The organism is Burkholderia sp. WSM2230 (assembly GCF_000472445.1).
GTDB lineage: Bacteria > Pseudomonadota > Gammaproteobacteria > Burkholderiales > Burkholderiaceae > Paraburkholderia.
The window spans coordinates 611,229-627,755 of the sequence record NZ_AXAJ01000001.1 but is presented as its reverse complement, the minus strand read 5'-3'; the positions used below and the strand labels follow the sequence as shown (position 1 = coordinate 627,755).

At 66.2% G+C, this 16,527-nt stretch carries 15 protein-coding genes; 12 read left to right on the top strand and 3 right to left on the bottom strand.

Annotated features, from left to right (window positions below):
- Positions 1-10 precede the first annotated feature (10 nt).
- Positions 11-430 (bottom strand): c-type cytochrome, encoded by a 420-nt coding sequence (locus A3AC_RS0102865; protein ID WP_025597114.1) that lies wholly within the window; start codon positions 428-430, stop codon positions 11-13.
- 91 nt (positions 431-521) lie between these two features.
- Entirely contained in the window at positions 522-2,339 is a 1,818-nt protein-coding gene (locus A3AC_RS0102860; protein WP_025597112.1) for a methanol/ethanol family PQQ-dependent dehydrogenase, read from the bottom strand.
- A gap of 509 nt (positions 2,340-2,848) precedes the next feature.
- Between A3AC_RS0102860 and A3AC_RS0102855 the strand changes: the two genes are divergently transcribed.
- The 9 genes from A3AC_RS0102855 to A3AC_RS0102815 all read left to right on the top strand — a co-directional run bounded on the left by A3AC_RS0102855 (position 2,849) and on the right by A3AC_RS0102815 (position 11,203).
- Positions 2,849-3,256 carry a 4a-hydroxytetrahydrobiopterin dehydratase gene (locus A3AC_RS0102855; RefSeq protein WP_025597111.1) on the top strand — a complete coding sequence of 136 codons (408 nt, stop codon included), beginning with the start codon at positions 2,849-2,851 and terminating at the stop codon, positions 3,254-3,256.
- A 148-nt stretch (positions 3,257-3,404) separates the two neighbouring features.
- Positions 3,405-4,433 carry a beta-ribofuranosylaminobenzene 5'-phosphate synthase family protein gene (locus A3AC_RS0102850; protein WP_025597109.1) on the top strand — a complete coding sequence of 343 codons (1,029 nt, stop codon included), beginning with the start codon at positions 3,405-3,407 and terminating at the stop codon, positions 4,431-4,433.
- 243 nt (positions 4,434-4,676) lie between these two features.
- Complete coding sequence (locus tag A3AC_RS0102845) at positions 4,677-5,630, top strand: NAD(P)-dependent methylenetetrahydromethanopterin dehydrogenase (protein WP_025597107.1); 954 nt, start codon at positions 4,677-4,679, stop codon at positions 5,628-5,630.
- 81 nt (positions 5,631-5,711) lie between these two features.
- Positions 5,712-6,974 (top strand): ATP-grasp domain-containing protein, encoded by a 1,263-nt coding sequence (locus tag A3AC_RS0102840; RefSeq protein ID WP_025597105.1) that lies wholly within the window; start codon positions 5,712-5,714, stop codon positions 6,972-6,974.
- A complete protein-coding gene (mch, locus tag A3AC_RS0102835; protein WP_025597103.1) occupies positions 6,949-7,980 on the top strand; it encodes a methenyltetrahydromethanopterin cyclohydrolase in 1,032 nt (343 codons plus the stop codon). The genes A3AC_RS0102840 and mch overlap by 26 nt, the downstream gene beginning before the upstream one ends.
- Entirely contained in the window at positions 7,977-9,035 is a 1,059-nt protein-coding gene (locus tag A3AC_RS0102830; RefSeq protein ID WP_025597102.1) for an ATP-grasp domain-containing protein, read from the top strand. The genes mch and A3AC_RS0102830 overlap by 4 nt, the downstream gene beginning before the upstream one ends.
- 106 nt (positions 9,036-9,141) lie before the next feature.
- Complete coding sequence (locus tag A3AC_RS0102825) at positions 9,142-10,071, top strand: triphosphoribosyl-dephospho-CoA synthase (RefSeq protein ID WP_051361579.1); 930 nt, start codon at positions 9,142-9,144, stop codon at positions 10,069-10,071.
- A gap of 143 nt (positions 10,072-10,214) precedes the next feature.
- Positions 10,215-10,724, top strand: coding sequence for a formaldehyde-activating enzyme (fae, locus tag A3AC_RS0102820; RefSeq protein WP_025597098.1), 510 nt, complete (start codon positions 10,215-10,217; stop codon positions 10,722-10,724).
- A gap of 71 nt (positions 10,725-10,795) precedes the next feature.
- Positions 10,796-11,203: a hypothetical protein gene (locus A3AC_RS0102815; protein WP_025597096.1), complete on the top strand. Its 408-nt coding sequence runs from the start codon at positions 10,796-10,798 to the stop codon at positions 11,201-11,203.
- A gap of 108 nt (positions 11,204-11,311) precedes the next feature.
- Here the strand turns inward: A3AC_RS0102815 and A3AC_RS0102810 are convergent, their stop codons facing one another.
- Positions 11,312-11,878 (bottom strand): dihydroneopterin aldolase, encoded by a 567-nt coding sequence (locus A3AC_RS0102810; protein ID WP_025597094.1) that lies wholly within the window; start codon positions 11,876-11,878, stop codon positions 11,312-11,314.
- A gap of 431 nt (positions 11,879-12,309) precedes the next feature.
- Here A3AC_RS0102810 and A3AC_RS0102805 point away from each other — a divergent pair, with 431 nt between their 5' ends.
- The 3 genes from A3AC_RS0102805 to A3AC_RS0102795 all read left to right on the top strand — a co-directional run bounded on the left by A3AC_RS0102805 (position 12,310) and on the right by A3AC_RS0102795 (position 16,494).
- Entirely contained in the window at positions 12,310-14,439 is a 2,130-nt protein-coding gene (locus tag A3AC_RS0102805; protein WP_025597092.1) for a sigma-54-dependent Fis family transcriptional regulator, read from the top strand.
- Complete coding sequence (locus A3AC_RS0102800; RefSeq protein ID WP_025597090.1) at positions 14,436-15,014, top strand: flavoprotein; 579 nt, start codon at positions 14,436-14,438, stop codon at positions 15,012-15,014. Before A3AC_RS0102805 ends, A3AC_RS0102800 begins: the two co-directional genes overlap by 4 nt.
- A gap of 97 nt (positions 15,015-15,111) precedes the next feature.
- Complete coding sequence (locus A3AC_RS0102795) at positions 15,112-16,494, top strand: DUF6513 domain-containing protein (protein ID WP_025597088.1); 1,383 nt, start codon at positions 15,112-15,114, stop codon at positions 16,492-16,494.
- The last annotated feature ends 33 nt before the right edge of the window (positions 16,495-16,527 follow it).

Sequence of the window (16,527 nt, the reverse complement as noted above, 5' to 3'; positions counted from 1 at the left end):
GCCGCCGCCGTTATTTCGCGTCGATGGCCTGCAGATCGCCGGGCTTGATCTGCCCGTCCGAACGCCCTTTCAGATAGGCGTAAAGGTTCTCCCAGTTCTTTTGCATCATCTGGCTGGAACTGAAGTCGGGCATGCCCTTGTCGACCCGCCCGCCGAATACCGTGCGATGGAACTCGTTCTTGTCGAGCGTCTTGAACGCCTCGACGAGCGACGGTCCCACCATGCCCTGCTGCTGCGCGCCGTGGCAGCGCTCACAGGCAAGCGCGCGCCAGGTCTTCCACCCTTGCAACGTGTTGCTGTCCACCTTGCTGCCGTCGACCACCTTGTACGCCACCTGGGCAATCGCGGGATTGGTCTGGGCGTACGTGACAGGCAGCACGACAAAAAGGACGGGCAGCGCCGCCCGCAACAAGAATGATCGGCCTTTCATATGCAGATGTCTCCTCAAGGTAGGGCCGCGCCTCGCTGCGTTTCGTCGACGCATGGCGAGGGCGCGGATCCCATGACTCCAAAATTGGCTGTTAGCCGTTGCCACCCGGAATGGCGAACACGAACAGCGTGCCGCCGAGCGCCGTGTACTTGGCGAGCTCGCGATAACCGCCCACCGCGCCCAGACCTTCCGTCGACTTCTCGAGTCCTGCCGCCATGCCGATGCCGGCCCAGCCGCCAATGCCCGAGTACACGCCCACGTACTGCTTACCCTGATACTGATACGTGAACACGTTGCCGATAATCCCGGACGGCGTCTTGAAGCGCCACAGTTCCTTGCCGTCCTTGATTCGGACTGCCTTCAGGTAGCCTTCGAGCGTGCCGTAGAACGCGATGCCGCCGGCGGTGGCGAGTGCGCCCGACCACACCGAGAACTTCTCCGGCTTGGACCAGACGATCTTGCCTTTGGCCGCATCCCACGCGATGAAATTGCCCATCGCCTTGTTCTCGTTCGGACCCGGATACATGGACAGCGTCGCGCCCACATACGGCTGACCCGACACGTAGTCGACATCGAACGGCTCGTAGTCCATGCAGACGTGATTGGTCGGCACGAGGAAGAGGCTCGAGTTCGGGTCGAACGCCGCGGGCTGCTGATCCTTCGAGCCGAGCGCCGCCGGACAGATGCCCTTCACGTTGTGATCCGAGCCCGCTGCCTGCGTCGAATACGCCGCGTTGCGAATCGGCTTGCCGCTCTTCAGGTCGACGCTGTCGGCCCAGTTCACGGCCGGATCGTACTTCTGCGCAACCAGCAGTTGGCCGCTCTCGCGGTTCAACGTGTAGCCGAAACCGTTGCGGTCGAAGTGAACGATGGCGGGCACCTTCTTGCCGTCGATCGTCAGGTCCGACAGGATCATTTCGTTGACGCCGTCGTAGTCCCACTCGTCATGCGGCGTCATCTGATAGACCCACTTCGCCATGCCGGTATTCAGATCGCGCGCGAAGATCGACATCGACCACTTGTTGTCGCCCGGACGTTGCGTCGGGTTCCACGTGCCCGGATTGCCCGTGCCGTAGTAGACAAGGTTGAGCTTCGGATCCCACGCATACCAGCCCCACGTGGTGCCGCCGCCCAGCTTCCACTGATCGCCCTTCCACGACTTCAGCGACGAGTCCGCGCCCACCGGCACCATCTTGCCGTCGGCGTAGGTCGTCGTCTTGTCGGGGTCCATCAGCATGTCCTTGTCCGGACCGGTGCTGTAGGCGGTCCAGACCGGCTTGCCGGTCTTGATGTCATAGGCGATCAGGCGTCCACGCACGCCGAACTCGCCGCCCGAGATGCCGGTCAGCACCTTGTCGCCGAATACGTGCGGCGCATTCGTGTTGGTTTCGCCGGCCTTCGGATTGCCGTTCTGCGCGCTCCACACCACGTCGCCTGTTTTTGCGTCCAACGCGACGAGTTTGGTGTCGGCCTGTTGCAGGAAGATCTTGCCGTCGCCATAAGCCAGCCCGCGATTGACCGTGTCGCAGCACATCACGGAGACAACCGAATCGTCCTGCTTCGGCTGGTACTGCCAGATGAAAGTCTGATCCTTGAGGTTGATCGCTATCACCTTGTTAGGGAACGGCGAGTGGATATACATGGTGTCGCCGATCACGAGCGGCGCGCCTTCATGGCCGCGCAGCACGCCGGTCGACATGGTCCATGCGACCTGAAGTTTGCCGACGTTGTTTTCGTTGATCTGCTTGAGTGGACTGTAGCGGTGATTCGCATAGTCGCCCGCCTGCGCCGCCCAGTTCGACGGACTTTTCATGAGCCCGTCGAGCTGCGAATCGGCCTGTGCAACGATAGAGCTCAAGGCTGCCGACGCGAGGATCGCGAGCCCAAGAACCGTGGTGCGTAAGTTCATGTCTCCTCCAGAATGGTCTTGCTGTTCAACTCACGAATGACCCACGCTACCTCGTCGCACCGGGCGCGCCTCCACGGAGCAGGGTAACGATCAGCGCCATTCCCAATCGTTGTCGGGTTTCGCGGCGCATGTCGGCCAACGCATATTCCATGCCGGTGGGGCAGCGGCGCAGCCCGCCCCGCCGCCACAACACGGCAGGCAAACGCCGCGTGGACACGGCGCACCGCGCCGCGCGCCGCGCGCCGGGCACGACCGGCATCGACGCATGGCGCGTACATCGAACGGTCATGACGAGCGTTGCGAAGCAACGGTGTCACGCCGTGACACCACGCAATCGCGGCATGTGGAACATACTGTGTCATGGTCCGATACGAAGCGTGTCCGTCCCGAGGCACGCCGCGTACCGGCCGCTGCGCCGCGAGACTGAGGCCCGGGCCAGTCGCGTGGTGCATCAATTGCAGCGCAACATGAGGTTTCCCGATCGATCCAACATTCGCGGAGCAGCGATCATGGCAAGCACAGAAAAGGTCTATTCCGACGACGAGATCCAGCAGCGTCTCGTCGGTCCGCTACAGCACTGGTATCTCGAGGACGGCTGGCTGCGGCGCAAATACCGCACGGAAGGCTGGAAAGGAACCTTGATGGTGGTGAACGCAGTGGGCCATCTCGCGGAGGCCGCGTGGCATCACCCCGATCTGACGGTCTCCTATGCATTTGTGATCGTGAAGCTCAAGACGCATTCGGCAAAGGGCATCACCGACAAGGACTTCGCGCTCGCCAGCAAGATAGAGTCGTTTATCCAGTGGCAGCCGGCGGCGGAAGGCAGTCCACTGGAAGGCACGCCGGGCGACGACCAGCGTTTCCGCTATATCAAGTACGACGCGGCGAAGCCGTCGCAGGCAGCGGAGAACGGCTGACGCGGCGCATCGCGCGACGGCCCTGGTACGGCTTTCGCTTGACGTCGTGCGCCGCCTGCCGCGTGATCGCACATCCGCCGGCGGTGCGGTGCTTGCGGCTCATCCTGCGCGAGCCACATCGAGTCACGCACGAACAAGGACACTCGCGATGCAGCTTCACGTTCGCCGCCTTCCGTCTGACGCCGCGGTAACCGTCGATGCCCCCGCGCGCCTGCATCTTGGCTTTCTCGATCCGAACGCGTCGCTCGGGCGCGCATTCGGCAGTGTCGGACTCGTGATCGACGGCAGCGGCACTCGTGTCGAAGCGCGGCTCGCCGAGCGCGACACCATCGGCGGCGTAATAACGGATGCGGAACGCGAGCGCATCGCGGTCTGTCTCGCGCAACTGCATGCTGCTTACGATCCCACGCCCGTCGCGATCGAGGTCACGCAGACACCGCGCGCGCACTGCGGGCTCGGCTCGGGCACGCAACTCTCGCTCGCAGTCGGCATGTCGTTCGTACGGCTGCTCGGCCATGTCGCGACGACCGCCGAACTGGCAGGCCTGCTCGGCCGCGGCGCGCGCTCGGGAATCGGCGTGCTCGGCTTCGATTCCGGCGGCCTGCTGGTGGACGGCGGACCTTCCGGCGATCTGCGTCAAGGCGTGCCGCCGCTGCTTGCGCGCCAGCCGTTTCCGGAGAACTGGCGCGTGCTGCTCGTCAGCGACACTGCCCGCGAAGGTCTGCACGGCTCACAGGAGCGGCGCAGCCTTGCGGCCCTCTCGCCGTTTCCGCAGAGGCTCGCCGCGCATCTGTGCCACCTCGTGCTGATGAAAATCCTGCCGGGCGCCGCCGAGCGCAACATCGTGCCGTTCGCGCACGGCTTGACGGAGATGCAGCAGACCATCGGCGAATATTTCGCGCCCGTGCAGGGCGGCGTGTTCACGAGCCCGGGCGTGGAGCGGGCGCTGCGCGCCGTGGCCGCGCAGCGCACCGCGGGCATCGGCCAGAGTTCGTGGGGACCGACGGGCTTTGCGATCGTCGGCAGCGCGCGCGACGCCGAAGGCGCGCTCGCCACGGCACGCGAGGCGACGCGCGGCATGCCGCATATCGAATGCACGGTCGTGAGCGGACGCAATCGCGGCGCGACCGTGCGCTCGGACGAGGCGCGGCAGCATCGATGCATCGACGCGGCATGAAGTGCTTTTACTCCGCGCCGCAGCGCGTGCATCGGGCCGCTCACGAATGGCCCGCCAATGTGTTTGGCGAGACGGCCACTCGGCGCGCCGCGCCGCAAACGCGGCCTGCCCGCCGGCGCCATTCACACCATTGGCGCCATTCACACTATTCACGCGACTTGCGCGACCTGTGCTTCGGCGCGGCGCGTGTCGGCTCTTCCCTCGCGCAGTCCACGACATCGACACTGAAACGAGCCCCCTGCCATGTCCGACACCACTGAAAAACTCGCGGAAAAACCCGCGGAAAGGCCGTACATTCTGCACATGTTCACGGCCACGCCGCAGATGAGTCCATTCGACGTCAACATGGCCGCCGATGCCGGCTACCAGGTCATCGTGCCGTATTGCAACGTCGACGCGGGCATGGTCGGCAACCTCACGCAGGACGCGATCTTTTCGCGTGGGCCGAAAGGCGTGGCGCGCACCGGCATCTTCATTGGCGGACGCGATGTGATGCTCGCCGCCGACATGCTCGACACGGCCCGCAAGGCGATGGTGCCGCCGTTCGAAGTCTCCGTGTTCGCGGACCCGAGCGGCGCCTACACGACCGCCGCCGCGCTCGTCGCGCTCGCCGAGCGGCATCTCGCGAAGGCATACGGCATGGAACTGGGCGGCAAGCGCGTGCTGATTCTCGGCGGCACGGGCGCGGTCGGGCGCATCGCGGCGGCGATGGCCGCTTCGCTCGGCGCGGACGTGTCGATTGCGAGCCACACCGACGCGGCGCGCGCCGCGCGCGTGAGCGAAGAGCTCAATCAGCGCTTCCAGATCGTCACCAAAGGCGTGGGCACCACGAGTTCCGCGGAACTGCGCGCGATGCTCGCCGAGGCCGAGATCGTGCTTGCGACCGCCGTCGCCGGCGTGCAGGTGGTGAGCCGCGACGACCTCGCCCATGCGCGCCAGTTGCTGATTGCCGCCGATGTCAACGCGGTCCCGCCCGAAGGCATTGCCGGCGTGAACGTGATGAACGACGGCAAGCCGATCGACGGCGTGTCGACGGCGGCGGGCGCAATCGGCATCGGCGCGCTCGCCATCGGCAATGTCAAATATCAGGTCGAGCACCGGCTCTTCACGCGGATGCGCACCGGCGGCAAGCCCATGTACCTGAGTTTTCCGCAGGCGTTCGACGAGGCCCGCGCCGTCGCGGCCGGCCTCGGTTGAGCGGTGCGCCATGCGAAAGGTTCATTGCATGTCGCGCGTGACGGACCACAAAAGCAGCATCACGGTATTGCCGGAGCAACCATGAGTTCGCGTCCATCTGCAGCGCGTGCGCCTTTTGTCGCGGTGGCGGGACTGTCCGCGCGGATGCTCGCGCAGTCCGCCGTGCGCGCGGGCTTGCGCGTCGTCGCGCTCGACGTGTTCGGCGACCGCGATACGCGCGAGGCCGCCGCGTTGTGGTTCGACATTGGCGGCGGTCCCTTGTCGATCGACCCCGCGCGGCTCGCAGAGGCGCTCGGGCGCAGCGCGCGCCTGCCGGGCCTGATCGGCTGGATCGACGGCAGCGGGCTCGAGCCGTTCGTCGCGCGCTTGTGCGGCGCGCCCGGCCTGCCGCGCTTCATCGGCAAGTCTGTCGAGGCAGGCGCTCAGGTGCGCGATCCGCGGCGCTTTTTTGCGCTGCTCGACGAGCTGGATATTCCGCATCCGCCGGTCGCCTTCACTTTGCCGGCCGCAGCGCCGGGCTGGCTGCTGAAGCGCGCGGACGGTTGCGGCGGCACGCACGTGGAGCCGCTCGTCACGCTCGCTGGCCGCGAGATTCCGGCGCAAGCGTATTTCCAGCGGCATAGCCGCGGCCGCGCGATGTCGGCGCTTTTTCTGGCCGCGCGCGGCAGCGCTCGCGTGATCGGCTTCGCGCAACAACTTACCTGCCGCGTGGGCACGCTGCCCTTCGTGCATGCCGGATCGATCGGCCCGGTCGACTTGCCGCCCGCCGTGGAGATACGTGTGCGCGCGGCGATTGCCGCGCTTTGCGCGCGTGTCGGACTCGCCGGCATCAATAGCTGCGACTTTCTGCTCGACGGCGAGTCGTTCGAAGTGCTCGAAATCAACACGCGTCCGTCGTCGACGATGACGCTCTACGAGACCGCCTCGCCCGATGCATGGCCTCGCGGACTCGTCGCCTCGCATATCGACGCGTGCCGCCGCGGCCGCCTGCCGCCCGAGCCCGCGCCGGCGACGTGCCGTGCCGGCCAGCGGGTGCTGTTCGCGCCGCATCCGTTTGCGGTGTCGCAAGCCTTCAGCGACGCCTGTGTGCGCGATCCGCGCTGCCGCGACGTGCCGATGCCCGGCACGTGGATCGAAGCCGGCCAGCCGGTCTGCACGCTGCTCGTGCGCGCTCCTTCCGTGGATGCGGTTAGGCACGAACTGGACGCGCAGCACGCGCTGGTTCTGCAACGTATCGAAAGCTGCCGGGAGCCGCTGCAAGCGGTCCTGCAAGTGCCCTTTCAAGCGCCCCTACAAGCGTCCTTTCATGAGCCCGACCGTGACTTCATCCACTGCGACTCCTGACCCTGCCCGCCCGCCGCTCGCGGACGCCGCCGCGCTGAGCGTCAACGCGCTCAGCGAGCGTCTCGTCACGCGCCTCGTCGACGATGCGCCGCGCTTTGGCGCCGCCGTCAGTCGCACGGAGAACGGCACGCTGCTCGTCGACGCCGGCGTGGACGCGCCGGGCAGCGTCGCGGCGGGCGTGCTGATCGCACGCATCTGCATGGGCGGCCTCGGCCACGTGACCGTGCGCGAGAGCCTGGACGCGAGGCCGCTGTGGCCGAGCACGATCGAAGTGCGCACCTCGTGGCCCGTGCTCGCCTGCCTCGGCAGCCAGTACGCGGGATGGAGCCTCGCCGCCACCAGGGAGCAGACCGGCGGCAAGAAGTTCTTCTCGCTCGGCTCCGGCCCGGCGCGAGCGCTCGCCGTCAAGGAGCCGCTTTTTGCGGAGCTCGGCTATCGCGACCGTCATGAGCGCGGCGCGCTGGTGCTCGAAGTTGACCGCTTGCCGCCGCAGGTGATCATCGACAAGGTGCTCAACGACTGCGCTCTCGCCCCGCAGCAACTGACACTTGTCATCACGCCGACACACTCTGTGGCGGGAACGGTGCAGGTGGTGGCGCGCGTGGTGGAAGTTGCGTTGCACAAGACGCACGTGCTGGGCATCGCGCTCGACGAAGTGGTCGAGGCCGGCGGCTCGGCGCCGTTGCCGCCGCCCGCGCCGGACGGCATTCAGGCAATGGGCCGCACCAACGACGCGATCCTGTACGGCGGCCGCGTGCATCTCACGGTCAAGCACGACGCGGTGGCAAGACAGCTCGCCGCGGAACTGCCGGCCTCGAACTCGCGCGATTATGGCCGCCCGTTCGCGGACATCTTCACGTCGTTCAACTACGACTTCTATCAGATCGACCCCGCGCTGTTCGCTCCTGCCGAAGTGTGGGTGAGCAGCCTTGAAAGCGGCGCGACGTATCACGGCGGCGCCGTCGACGCGGATCTGCTGCATGCTCAGTGGAGCGGCAAGCCATGAGCCCGCCGTTGCCGCTCGCTAGTGCCGAACCGGACGGCGGCGACACCAACGCAGCGGGCGCGCAGAGCCCGCTGCGCATCGCGATCATGACCGACGAAACCGGCTGGCACACCGGACGCCTGAAAAAAGCGTTTCGCGCGCGCGGCGCCGAGGCGCGTTGCGTCGATCTCGCCGACTGCCGGATCGATACCACATGGCAGCCGCATGGGCTGGTGCTGCCTGGCTTCGGCCATACGCTGCCCGACGCGGTGTTCGTGCGCGGCATTGCCGGGGGCACCTTCGAGCAGGTCACGCTGCGCCTGGGCATTCTGCACGCGCTGCGCGAATTGGGCGTGCCGGTGTACAACGACGCGCGCGCGATTGAACGCAGCGTCGACAAATCGATGACGAGCTTTTTGCTGCATCGCCACGGCGTGCCGACGCCCGCCACATGGGCCGGCGAATCGGCGGCAGTCGCGCAGCGCGTGCTGATGCGCGAGGCCGCGGCCGGCCGCCAGGTCGTGCTCAAACCGCTGTTCGGCTCGCAGGGCCACGGGCTCAAACGGCTCGGCGCGCGCCGCGCGGCGCCTGCTCTGCTCGCGCCGCTGCCTTCGCTGAAACGGTATAACGAGGTGGCGTACCTGCAGCGTTATATCGACGGCGGCCGTGCGGGCTTCGACTGGCGCGTGCTGGTGATCGGCGGACGTGCGGTGGCGGCGATGCGGCGGGTCGGCGGCAAAGGGTGGATTCATAACTTCGCGCAAGGCGCGACGTGCGAAGCCGCGGAACTGGACGCGCCGCTCGCGCAAACCGCCGTGCGGGCTACCGGGGCGCTCGGGCTCGACTATGCGGGCGTCGACCTGATTCAGGATCCACAGGACGCCGCCCGGCCGCTCGTGCTGGAGGTGAACGGCGTGGCGGCCTGGCGCGGCCTGCAATCGGTCACGCCGATCGATGTGGCGGCCGCGCTCGTCGACGATCTGCTGTTTCGCAAGCTGCCGGCGCAGCGCGGCGCGCCTGCGCTTGCGGCAAGCGGCGAGGCGTCCGTGCTGGCGCTGCATGGACGCCATGGCTGAGCCGGGAGCCGCATCGGACGAGCCGGACGGCTCGATGCGTCCCGCGGATTCGGGCGCCTCAGGCGGCCGGATGCGTACCGTGGATCCGGGCGCCTCAGGCGGTCAAATGCGTCCGGCGAATTCGGGCGTCTCAGGCGGTGTTCAACCCATCACCGCCGACCAGTGTATTCGCACCGCCTTCCTGAACGCCTGCCGCCTCGACGTCGAAACGCCTAAGCCCGGCAACGTCAGCATGGACAGCGAAGGCCACGGCATGAGCGCGGCGCAGTTCATCGCGAGTGCCGACGCCGCCGCCGCCGCGCTGCTCGCGCGCGGCGCGCCAGTGGGCCAGCGCGTTCTCGATGCCGTCACGCGCACGCGCGCGGCCGTCGGCTGCAATACGAACCTCGGCATTCTGCTGCTGGTCGCGCCGCTCGTGGCCGCGCTCGAACAAGCCGAGCGTCCGCTGTCGGCGCAAGCATGGCAGGCAGCCACCGAACAAGTGCTCACGCGGCTTGACATCGACGACGCGCGCCTCGCATATCGCGCAATTGCTCTCGCCAATCCCGGCGGCCTGGGCGACGCCCCGGAGCAATCGGTGCACGATGCGCCGACTGTCGGCCTGCGCGACGCAATGGCGCTCGCCGCGGCGCGCGACAGCATCGCCCGTCAATATGCCGAGGGCTTTCGCGACATCTTCGAAACCGGCCTCGCCGCCTTGCGCGAACTTCCCGCTGCGTCCCCGCGCACTATGGCACTCAACGTGTTCCTCACGTTCCTCGGCGCGTGGCCCGACTCGCACATTGTGCGTAAGCACGGCGTGGCCGTGGCGCAGAGTGTCACGCTTGCGGCACGCGCCCGGCACGCGCAATGGCTGCGCACGCTCGGCGAAGCGGGCAGCGCCGCTGCCGGTGTGCCGCTCGATGCCTGGGACGCCGAGCTCAAAGCCGCCGCCATCAACCCCGGCACGAGCGCGGACCTGACGGTGGCCACGCTGTTCGTCGCGCTATGTCTTGACGAGCCGGGCCACGCAAGCGGCTTGCGATACGCGCCATAAGCGCGAACGCGCCGCGCATTGGCACGGATTCTGTTAGTGAGTGCCATCGTGCATCAACCGCCGCCGCGCGCTCGCGGACCAGGAGCGTGACAGGCGGCATGTCAGTCCGTCGGCAAGTCCCCATCACTCATCGGAGGAACAGCATGGCCAAGATCAACCGCGTCCTGATAGGAGAGTCGCTCGTCGGCGACGGCAACGAGGTCGCACACATCGACTTGCTGATGGGACCGCGAGGTTCCGCTGCGGAAACCGCATTCTGCAATGCGCTCACGAACAATAAGGACGGCTTCACATCGCTGCTCGCGGTGGTCGCGCCGAACCTGATCGCGAAGCCGAACACGATCCTGTTCAACAAGGTGACGATCAAGGGCGCGAAGCAGGCCGTGCAGATGTTCGGGCCCGCGCAGCATGCGGTGGCCCTCGCGGTCGCGGACAGCGTCGAGGACGGCACGATCCCGGCAGACGAAGCCGACGACCTGTTCCTGTGCGTCGGCGTCTTCATTCACTGGCAGGCGGAAGACGACAAGAAGATTCAGGAGTACAACTACAAGGCCACGCGCGAGGCGATTCAACGCGCGGTTAGAGGCGAGCCGACGGCGGCCGAGGTCGTGTCGAAGAAGAGCAGCGTCGCCCACCCGTTTGCACCGAACTGATGGCGCAGGGCCCGCGCCGCGCGCGGGCCTTCACGTTGAGCCACGGTGCCATTGCTGTGAAGAGGCATGAGATGACCCTACGATGTCGCGCGCTCGCGGCTTTGGCCTGCATTGCGCTCGCCGCGCCGCTCGCCTGGGCGGACGGCGAGGCGCCGGCCGCGCCGGCCCCGGCGGGCGGTTACAACTACCCCACCGCGGGCCGCGTCGAATACGTGCTCACCTGCATGGACGAAAACGGACACGACTTCGCGAACGTCTACAAATGCTCGTGCGTGATCGACAGGATGGCGACCGCGCTGCCCTATGAGGAGTTCGTCGACCAGTCCACGTTCTCCCGCTACGCAACGCTGGGCGGCGAAGGCGGCGCCGAGTTTCGCGTCGATCATGCGAAGGCGCAAACGAAGAATTTCCGCACGTTGCAGGCTGACGCTTACCGCAGTTGCGGGCTTGGCAGCGACAAGACCGCGGCATCGAAATAGCGACCGACGCGGCGGGCGGCGCGCACGCAGTGCTTGCCGCCGCCTGGGGCGCGGAACCGGGTCTGCGGTTCGGTCCCTGGGGTTCCGTCCCTGGGGTTCCGTCCCGCGTCAGTTCGGGACCAGCCCTTCGCCAAGCGACGCATAATCCGCGAGACCGTTTTGCGCATTTGCAGCCTTCGGCATGTCGCTGCGTTGCCGTTCGATCTGCACGCCGACGGCCGCCACGTCGTCGAATTTGGCCGGCTTGGCCAGCGCCACGCGCACCCAGTGGGCGCCGAAATCATTGATCAGGAGACGCGCCACCGCTTCAGCCAGCGCTTCGAGAAGACGCACGCCGTGCGACTCGAGCAGCGTGTGCAGCGCGGCGCGTACCGCCGCATAGTTGATGGTGTCCTCGATGCGATCGGTTGCGCACGCGCGGATCGCGGGCACGCCGATGGACAGATTCATCCGCACCGGTTGCGGCACATGGAGCTCGCTGCTGTCGATCCCTATAATCGTCTGACCGATAAAGTTTTCGATAAACACGATGTCCATGGGGCCCGCCGGCTTCTCCGCGGACAATCCCGCCGGCGGTGCTTCGGAGGGTACACCCCACGGCGCGCTCGCGCGGGGCGCGCCGGCATCGGCGGCAACGGAAAAGCTGGCGAGGCGAACGGTGTCGATACGGTCCATGGTGTACTCCGCCGCATAGCGGCAACAAGTTAAAAGACGCAACCCGGGTAAACGCAGGTAGTACAGGATGAGCCGCGCGCAGAGCACTGTGCGTCGCCAAAGCCCAAGGCGCGGCTGGATATGGCGTGCCCTCCATAAAAGCAAAAAACGGGCACACGCTGTACTATTGATGCGACTTCGTATTGAACACGAACGACATCGGGCGTAGAGTTTTAAGCCAACGCCTGACAACATGCACACGCGCAGGCACAGGTAATACACATAGCAGGCGGATTACTCAGTGCGCATACGGACCCAGAAGCCGCGGCGCGAGGGGATGACATTATCGATAAAGCGGCACGCGTAGACGCGCACTGCAAAGCCACGCGAGGGCAGTACCACGCAAGGCAACGCAAGGCGCGCATGAATGTGCCGCAACGGAGACGAACCCCATGTCGTTGCTCGCTGACAGCTCCATGCACGTCCGTGAAATCTTCAACGTCGTCAATCATCAATTGGCGACGCGGCCGACGAGCGAGCCCGTCGCTCAGTCGTGGGCGCGCTGCGTGAATGAATTCCAGCTCGATCCTTCCCGTTTCGTCACGCCACCCATCCTGACGGAGTACGAACTAAGCGCGCGCCGCGAGGCAATGGGCGATCTGATCGCGTGTTCGAAGCTGGAAATGACCACGCTCTATCAACAGTTGGCCGACCCGGAGCTCGCGGTGGTGCTAGTCGATGCGGGCGGCGTGATCGTGCATCAGGTTTCGTCGGTGCCGTTTGCCGAGGCGGTGGCCTCCGACGGCTTTCGCGTCGGCGCCCTGTGGAGCGAGCGCGAAGCCGGCACCAACGGAATGGGCACGTGTCTCGCCGAGCGCGAATGCATTGCCGTGTGCCAGCACGAGCATTTCTATCCACGCTATACGTCGCTAACCTGCTCGGCCGCGCCGATCTTCGACGACAGCGGCGAAATAGCGGGCGTACTGGACGTGACGAGCCGCTCGAAGCTGTTGCAGCAACACTCGCTGGTGCTCGTCGGCATGTCGCGGCAGATGATCGAAAACCGGCTGATCGACGCGCGCTACCGGCACGCGAACATGATTCATTTCCACAGCCGCCCAGAATTCGTCGGCACGCTGCATGGCGGCAAGCTCGCGGTCGCCGACGACAGCACCGTGCTCGCCGCGAACCGCAGTGCGCTGTTCCAGCTCGGCTTCCGCTCGCTTGGCGAATTGCGCGGACGGCGTATCGAGGAAGCGTTCAACGCGTCGCTGGAGGACATGATCGCGCGCAGCATTCGCGGCTCGTTCCACCCGGTCACCGTGTACAGCGCGAACGCGACCAACCGTTTCTTCCTGATTGCGCAGACCGCGCAAAATGCCGCCGGACGCGGTGCGCGCGTTGCGGTCGCGGCGCCTGTGCCGCGCACGAGCGCGCCGGAAAAGCGCGCGTCCGCGGCGCGGCTCGACGAGATCGCGCATCTGGAATTCGGCGACCCGCGCATGGCCTCGCAAATTCAACTCGGCGCGCGCGTCGTGCAACGCAAGATTCCGATCATCCTCAGAGGACAAACGGGCACCGGCAAGGAAGTGTTTGCGCAGGCGCTGCACAGCATCAGCCCGCTTTCGTCGGGGCCGTTCGTGCCGGTCAATTGCGCGTCGCTGCCGGAGAATCTGATAGAAAGCGAGCTGTTCGGCTATCGGGCCGGCGCATTTACCGGCGCACAGCGCGAGGGACGGCGCGGCAGGATCGTGCAGGCCAACGGCGGCACGCTGTTTCTCGACGAAATCGGCGACATGCCGCTCGCGTTGCAGGCACGGCTCTTACGCGTGATAGAAGAACACGAGGTCACGCCGCTCGGCGCGGAGACAACCGTCAAGGTCAACTTCCAGTTGATCAGCGCGAGTCACCGCAATCTGCTCGAACTCGTGCACACCGGCCAGTTCCGCGAGGATCTGTATTACCGGCTCAAGGGCGTCGAGCTGAATTTGCCGCCACTCGCGGAGCGGGTCGACAAACTTCCGCTGATTCATCATCTGCTCGAAGCCGAAACCGACGGCGATCCGCCCGAGCTCACGAAGGAAGCCGAGCAGGCGTTGCTGAGCTATTCATGGCCCGGCAATATCCGTCAGTTGCGGCACGTGTTGCAGATGGCGATCGCGCTTTGCGACGGGCAACCCATCCGCTGCGACGACCTGCCGGCGGAGGTCACGCAGCGCGCGCCGGAAATGCCGCCGCCGGCCGGGTCACATGCAGCGTCGCACGCAGCGGCGCAGTCTGCCCCGCATGCCGACGACGACGCCGATCTTTCCGCGCTGAACGCGATCCAGTTGAATGAGCGCGAGACGGTGCTTACGCTGCTCGAGGAGAATCGCTGGAACGTCAGCAACGTGGCGAAGGCGCTCGGCATCAGCCGCAACACGCTGTACCGGAAGATGCGGCGGCTGCATATCCGTCTGTCGCACGACGGCTCGGGCAACGACGGTGTCGAAGCCGAAGACGGAGCCGACGAACAGGCACCGGACACAGCAGCAGGCGAAGCATTCCCGGGGGACGCCTCGCCTCACACCCATCACGCATGACCCAGGCGCCCGCTCGCAATCTTGCGGACTTCAAGCCTGATGCGCGCTTCGCGTGGTGCGTGACCGGCTCCGGCCATCTGCTCGAGGAGTCAATCGAACTCGCGCTTGCGTTGCCGCGCACGGACCTCTTTCTCTCCGCCGCCGCCGAGGAAGTGCTGCCACTCTACGGCTGGAAGCTGCCGAGGCTGCGCGAACGCTTCAACGTGTTCCGCGACAAGAGCGCGAGCGGCGTGCCGGTAGGCATGCTGTATCACGGCATGTATCACACTGTCATCATCGCGCCGGCCACCAGCAATACGGTGGCCAAGTGCGCGTTCGGCATCTCCGATACGCTGCCCACCAACATGTACGCGCAGGCGGGCAAGCAATGCATTCCGGGCATCGTCTTTGCATGCGATACGGAGCCGACCGTGGTCACACAAAGTCCCAATGAATGGGTCGAGCTGCGGCCGCGGGCAATCGAACTAGACAATGTGGAGCGCCTTTCGCGCTTCGAATACACGACCGTCGTGCGCTCGCTGGATGAACTGAAGACGGCGCTCGATCAACGGCTCGCAACGCTCCACCTCGCATGACATTGGCTCACACCTTGGGCGCACCGCCGCGCACCGCCGCCTACCGATATGAAACCATCTCCATGCTCGCTGCGCTCGCGGCCTTCTCCGTACTGACATGGACCACATCGTCTTCCTGACGGGCCGGCTCGCCGAAAAGAGTCTCGCGCGCGTGCTTGAAAGCATGGCGCCAACGCCGTTCAGTTGGGAGATCCGCGAAATCGGCCTGCAGGTCGCCGCCCTCATGACCGCCGACATGATCCGCCGCCGCGTGCCCGCTCCGCTCGCCGCGCAGCGCGTGATCGTGCCGGGGCGCTGCCGTGGCGACCTTGCCGCGCTGACTGAGTTCTACGGCGTGCCGTTCGAACGCGGCCCGGAAGAAGTGAAAGATCTGCCGCAATTCTTCGGCCGCGAGGCCAAGCCCGTCGACCTGTCGCGCTATGAAACGGAGATCTTCGCGGAGATCGTCGATGCGCCGCGCCTCGATCTCGACGGCATCGCCGCGCGTGCTCGCGACTACGCTGCTCAGGGCGCGGACGTAATCGACATTGGCTGCCTGCCGGAAACGCCGTTTCCGCATCTCGAGGATGCCGTGCGCCGCCTGAAGGCCGACGGCTATCGGGTCAGCGTCGATTCGATGCGCACCGAAGAGCTATTGCGCGGCGGCCGCGCGGGCGCGGACTATCTGATGAGCCTGAACCTCGACACGCTGTGGATCGCCGACGAAGTGCCCTCCACCCCGATTCTCGTCGCCCGCGATCCGCGCGAGCCCGCGTCGCTCGATGCGGCCATCGAACTGTTCGCCGCGCGAGGCCGCGCATTTCTCGCCGACCCGATTCTCGATCCGATTCCGTTCGGTCTCGCGACGTCGATCTCACGTTATGTGGGGCTGCGCGAACGCTATCCGGACGTGGCCATCATGATGGGCATCGGCAACGTGACCGAGCTGACCGAGGCGGACACGAGCGGCATCAATGCGGTACTGCTCGGCATGGCGGCGGAGCTCCGCGTGAGCGCCGTGCTGACCACGTCCGTGAGCCTGCACGCGCGACGTGCGGTGCGCGAAGCCGATGTCGCGCGCCGGGTGATGCACGCCGCGCGCGAGGCGCAAGTGTTGCCCAAGGGCATCAATGGCGATCTTGCGACCGTTCACGCGAAGCGCCCCTTTCCATACAGCCCGGCTGAAATAGACGAGTTCGCCAACGATGTTCGCGATCCTAACTTTCGCGTGCAGGTCAGCGCCGATGGCATCCACGTGTATAACCGCGACGGTCACCTGAGAGCCGGCGATCCGTTCGAGCTCTATCCGCAGCTTCATCTCGAAGCCGACGGCGGTCACGCGTTCTATATGGGCGTGCAGCTCGCGCGCGCCGAGATTGCATGGCGCCTCGGCAAGCGCTTCGATCAGGACCAGCCGCTCGACTGGGGCTGCGCCGTCGAGCGGCCGGAACAGGACCTGTCGGCATGGTGCGCGCCCGGCGAGACCATGAAAAAACGCTGAAGCGCTTCACGTGAAGCTGCCGGAACCTGCGGG

Excerpts from the sequence above, each read along its gene's own strand:
- A3AC_RS0102865 (WP_025597114.1), bottom strand. The coding sequence starts at position 430 with ATGAAAGGCCGATCATTCTTGTTGCGGGCGGCGCTGCCCGTCCTTTTT.
- A3AC_RS0102860 (WP_025597112.1), bottom strand. The coding sequence starts at position 2,339 with ATGAACTTACGCACCACGGTTCTTGGGCTCGCGATCCTCGCGTCGGCA.
- A3AC_RS0102855 (WP_025597111.1), top strand. The coding sequence starts at position 2,849 with ATGGCAAGCACAGAAAAGGTCTATTCCGACGACGAGATCCAGCAGCGT.
- A3AC_RS0102850 (WP_025597109.1), top strand. The coding sequence starts at position 3,405 with ATGCAGCTTCACGTTCGCCGCCTTCCGTCTGACGCCGCGGTAACCGTC.
- A3AC_RS0102845 (WP_025597107.1), top strand. The coding sequence starts at position 4,677 with ATGTCCGACACCACTGAAAAACTCGCGGAAAAACCCGCGGAAAGGCCG.
- A3AC_RS0102840 (WP_025597105.1), top strand. The coding sequence starts at position 5,712 with ATGAGTTCGCGTCCATCTGCAGCGCGTGCGCCTTTTGTCGCGGTGGCG.
- A3AC_RS0102830 (WP_025597102.1), top strand. The coding sequence starts at position 7,977 with ATGAGCCCGCCGTTGCCGCTCGCTAGTGCCGAACCGGACGGCGGCGAC.
- A3AC_RS0102825 (WP_051361579.1), top strand. The coding sequence starts at position 9,142 with ATGCGTCCGGCGAATTCGGGCGTCTCAGGCGGTGTTCAACCCATCACC.
- fae (WP_025597098.1), top strand. The coding sequence starts at position 10,215 with ATGGCCAAGATCAACCGCGTCCTGATAGGAGAGTCGCTCGTCGGCGAC.
- A3AC_RS0102815 (WP_025597096.1), top strand. The coding sequence starts at position 10,796 with ATGACCCTACGATGTCGCGCGCTCGCGGCTTTGGCCTGCATTGCGCTC.
- A3AC_RS0102810 (WP_025597094.1), bottom strand. The coding sequence starts at position 11,878 with ATGGACCGTATCGACACCGTTCGCCTCGCCAGCTTTTCCGTTGCCGCC.
- A3AC_RS0102805 (WP_025597092.1), top strand. The coding sequence starts at position 12,310 with ATGTCGTTGCTCGCTGACAGCTCCATGCACGTCCGTGAAATCTTCAAC.
- A3AC_RS0102800 (WP_025597090.1), top strand. The coding sequence starts at position 14,436 with ATGACCCAGGCGCCCGCTCGCAATCTTGCGGACTTCAAGCCTGATGCG.
- A3AC_RS0102795 (WP_025597088.1), top strand. The coding sequence starts at position 15,112 with ATGGACCACATCGTCTTCCTGACGGGCCGGCTCGCCGAAAAGAGTCTC.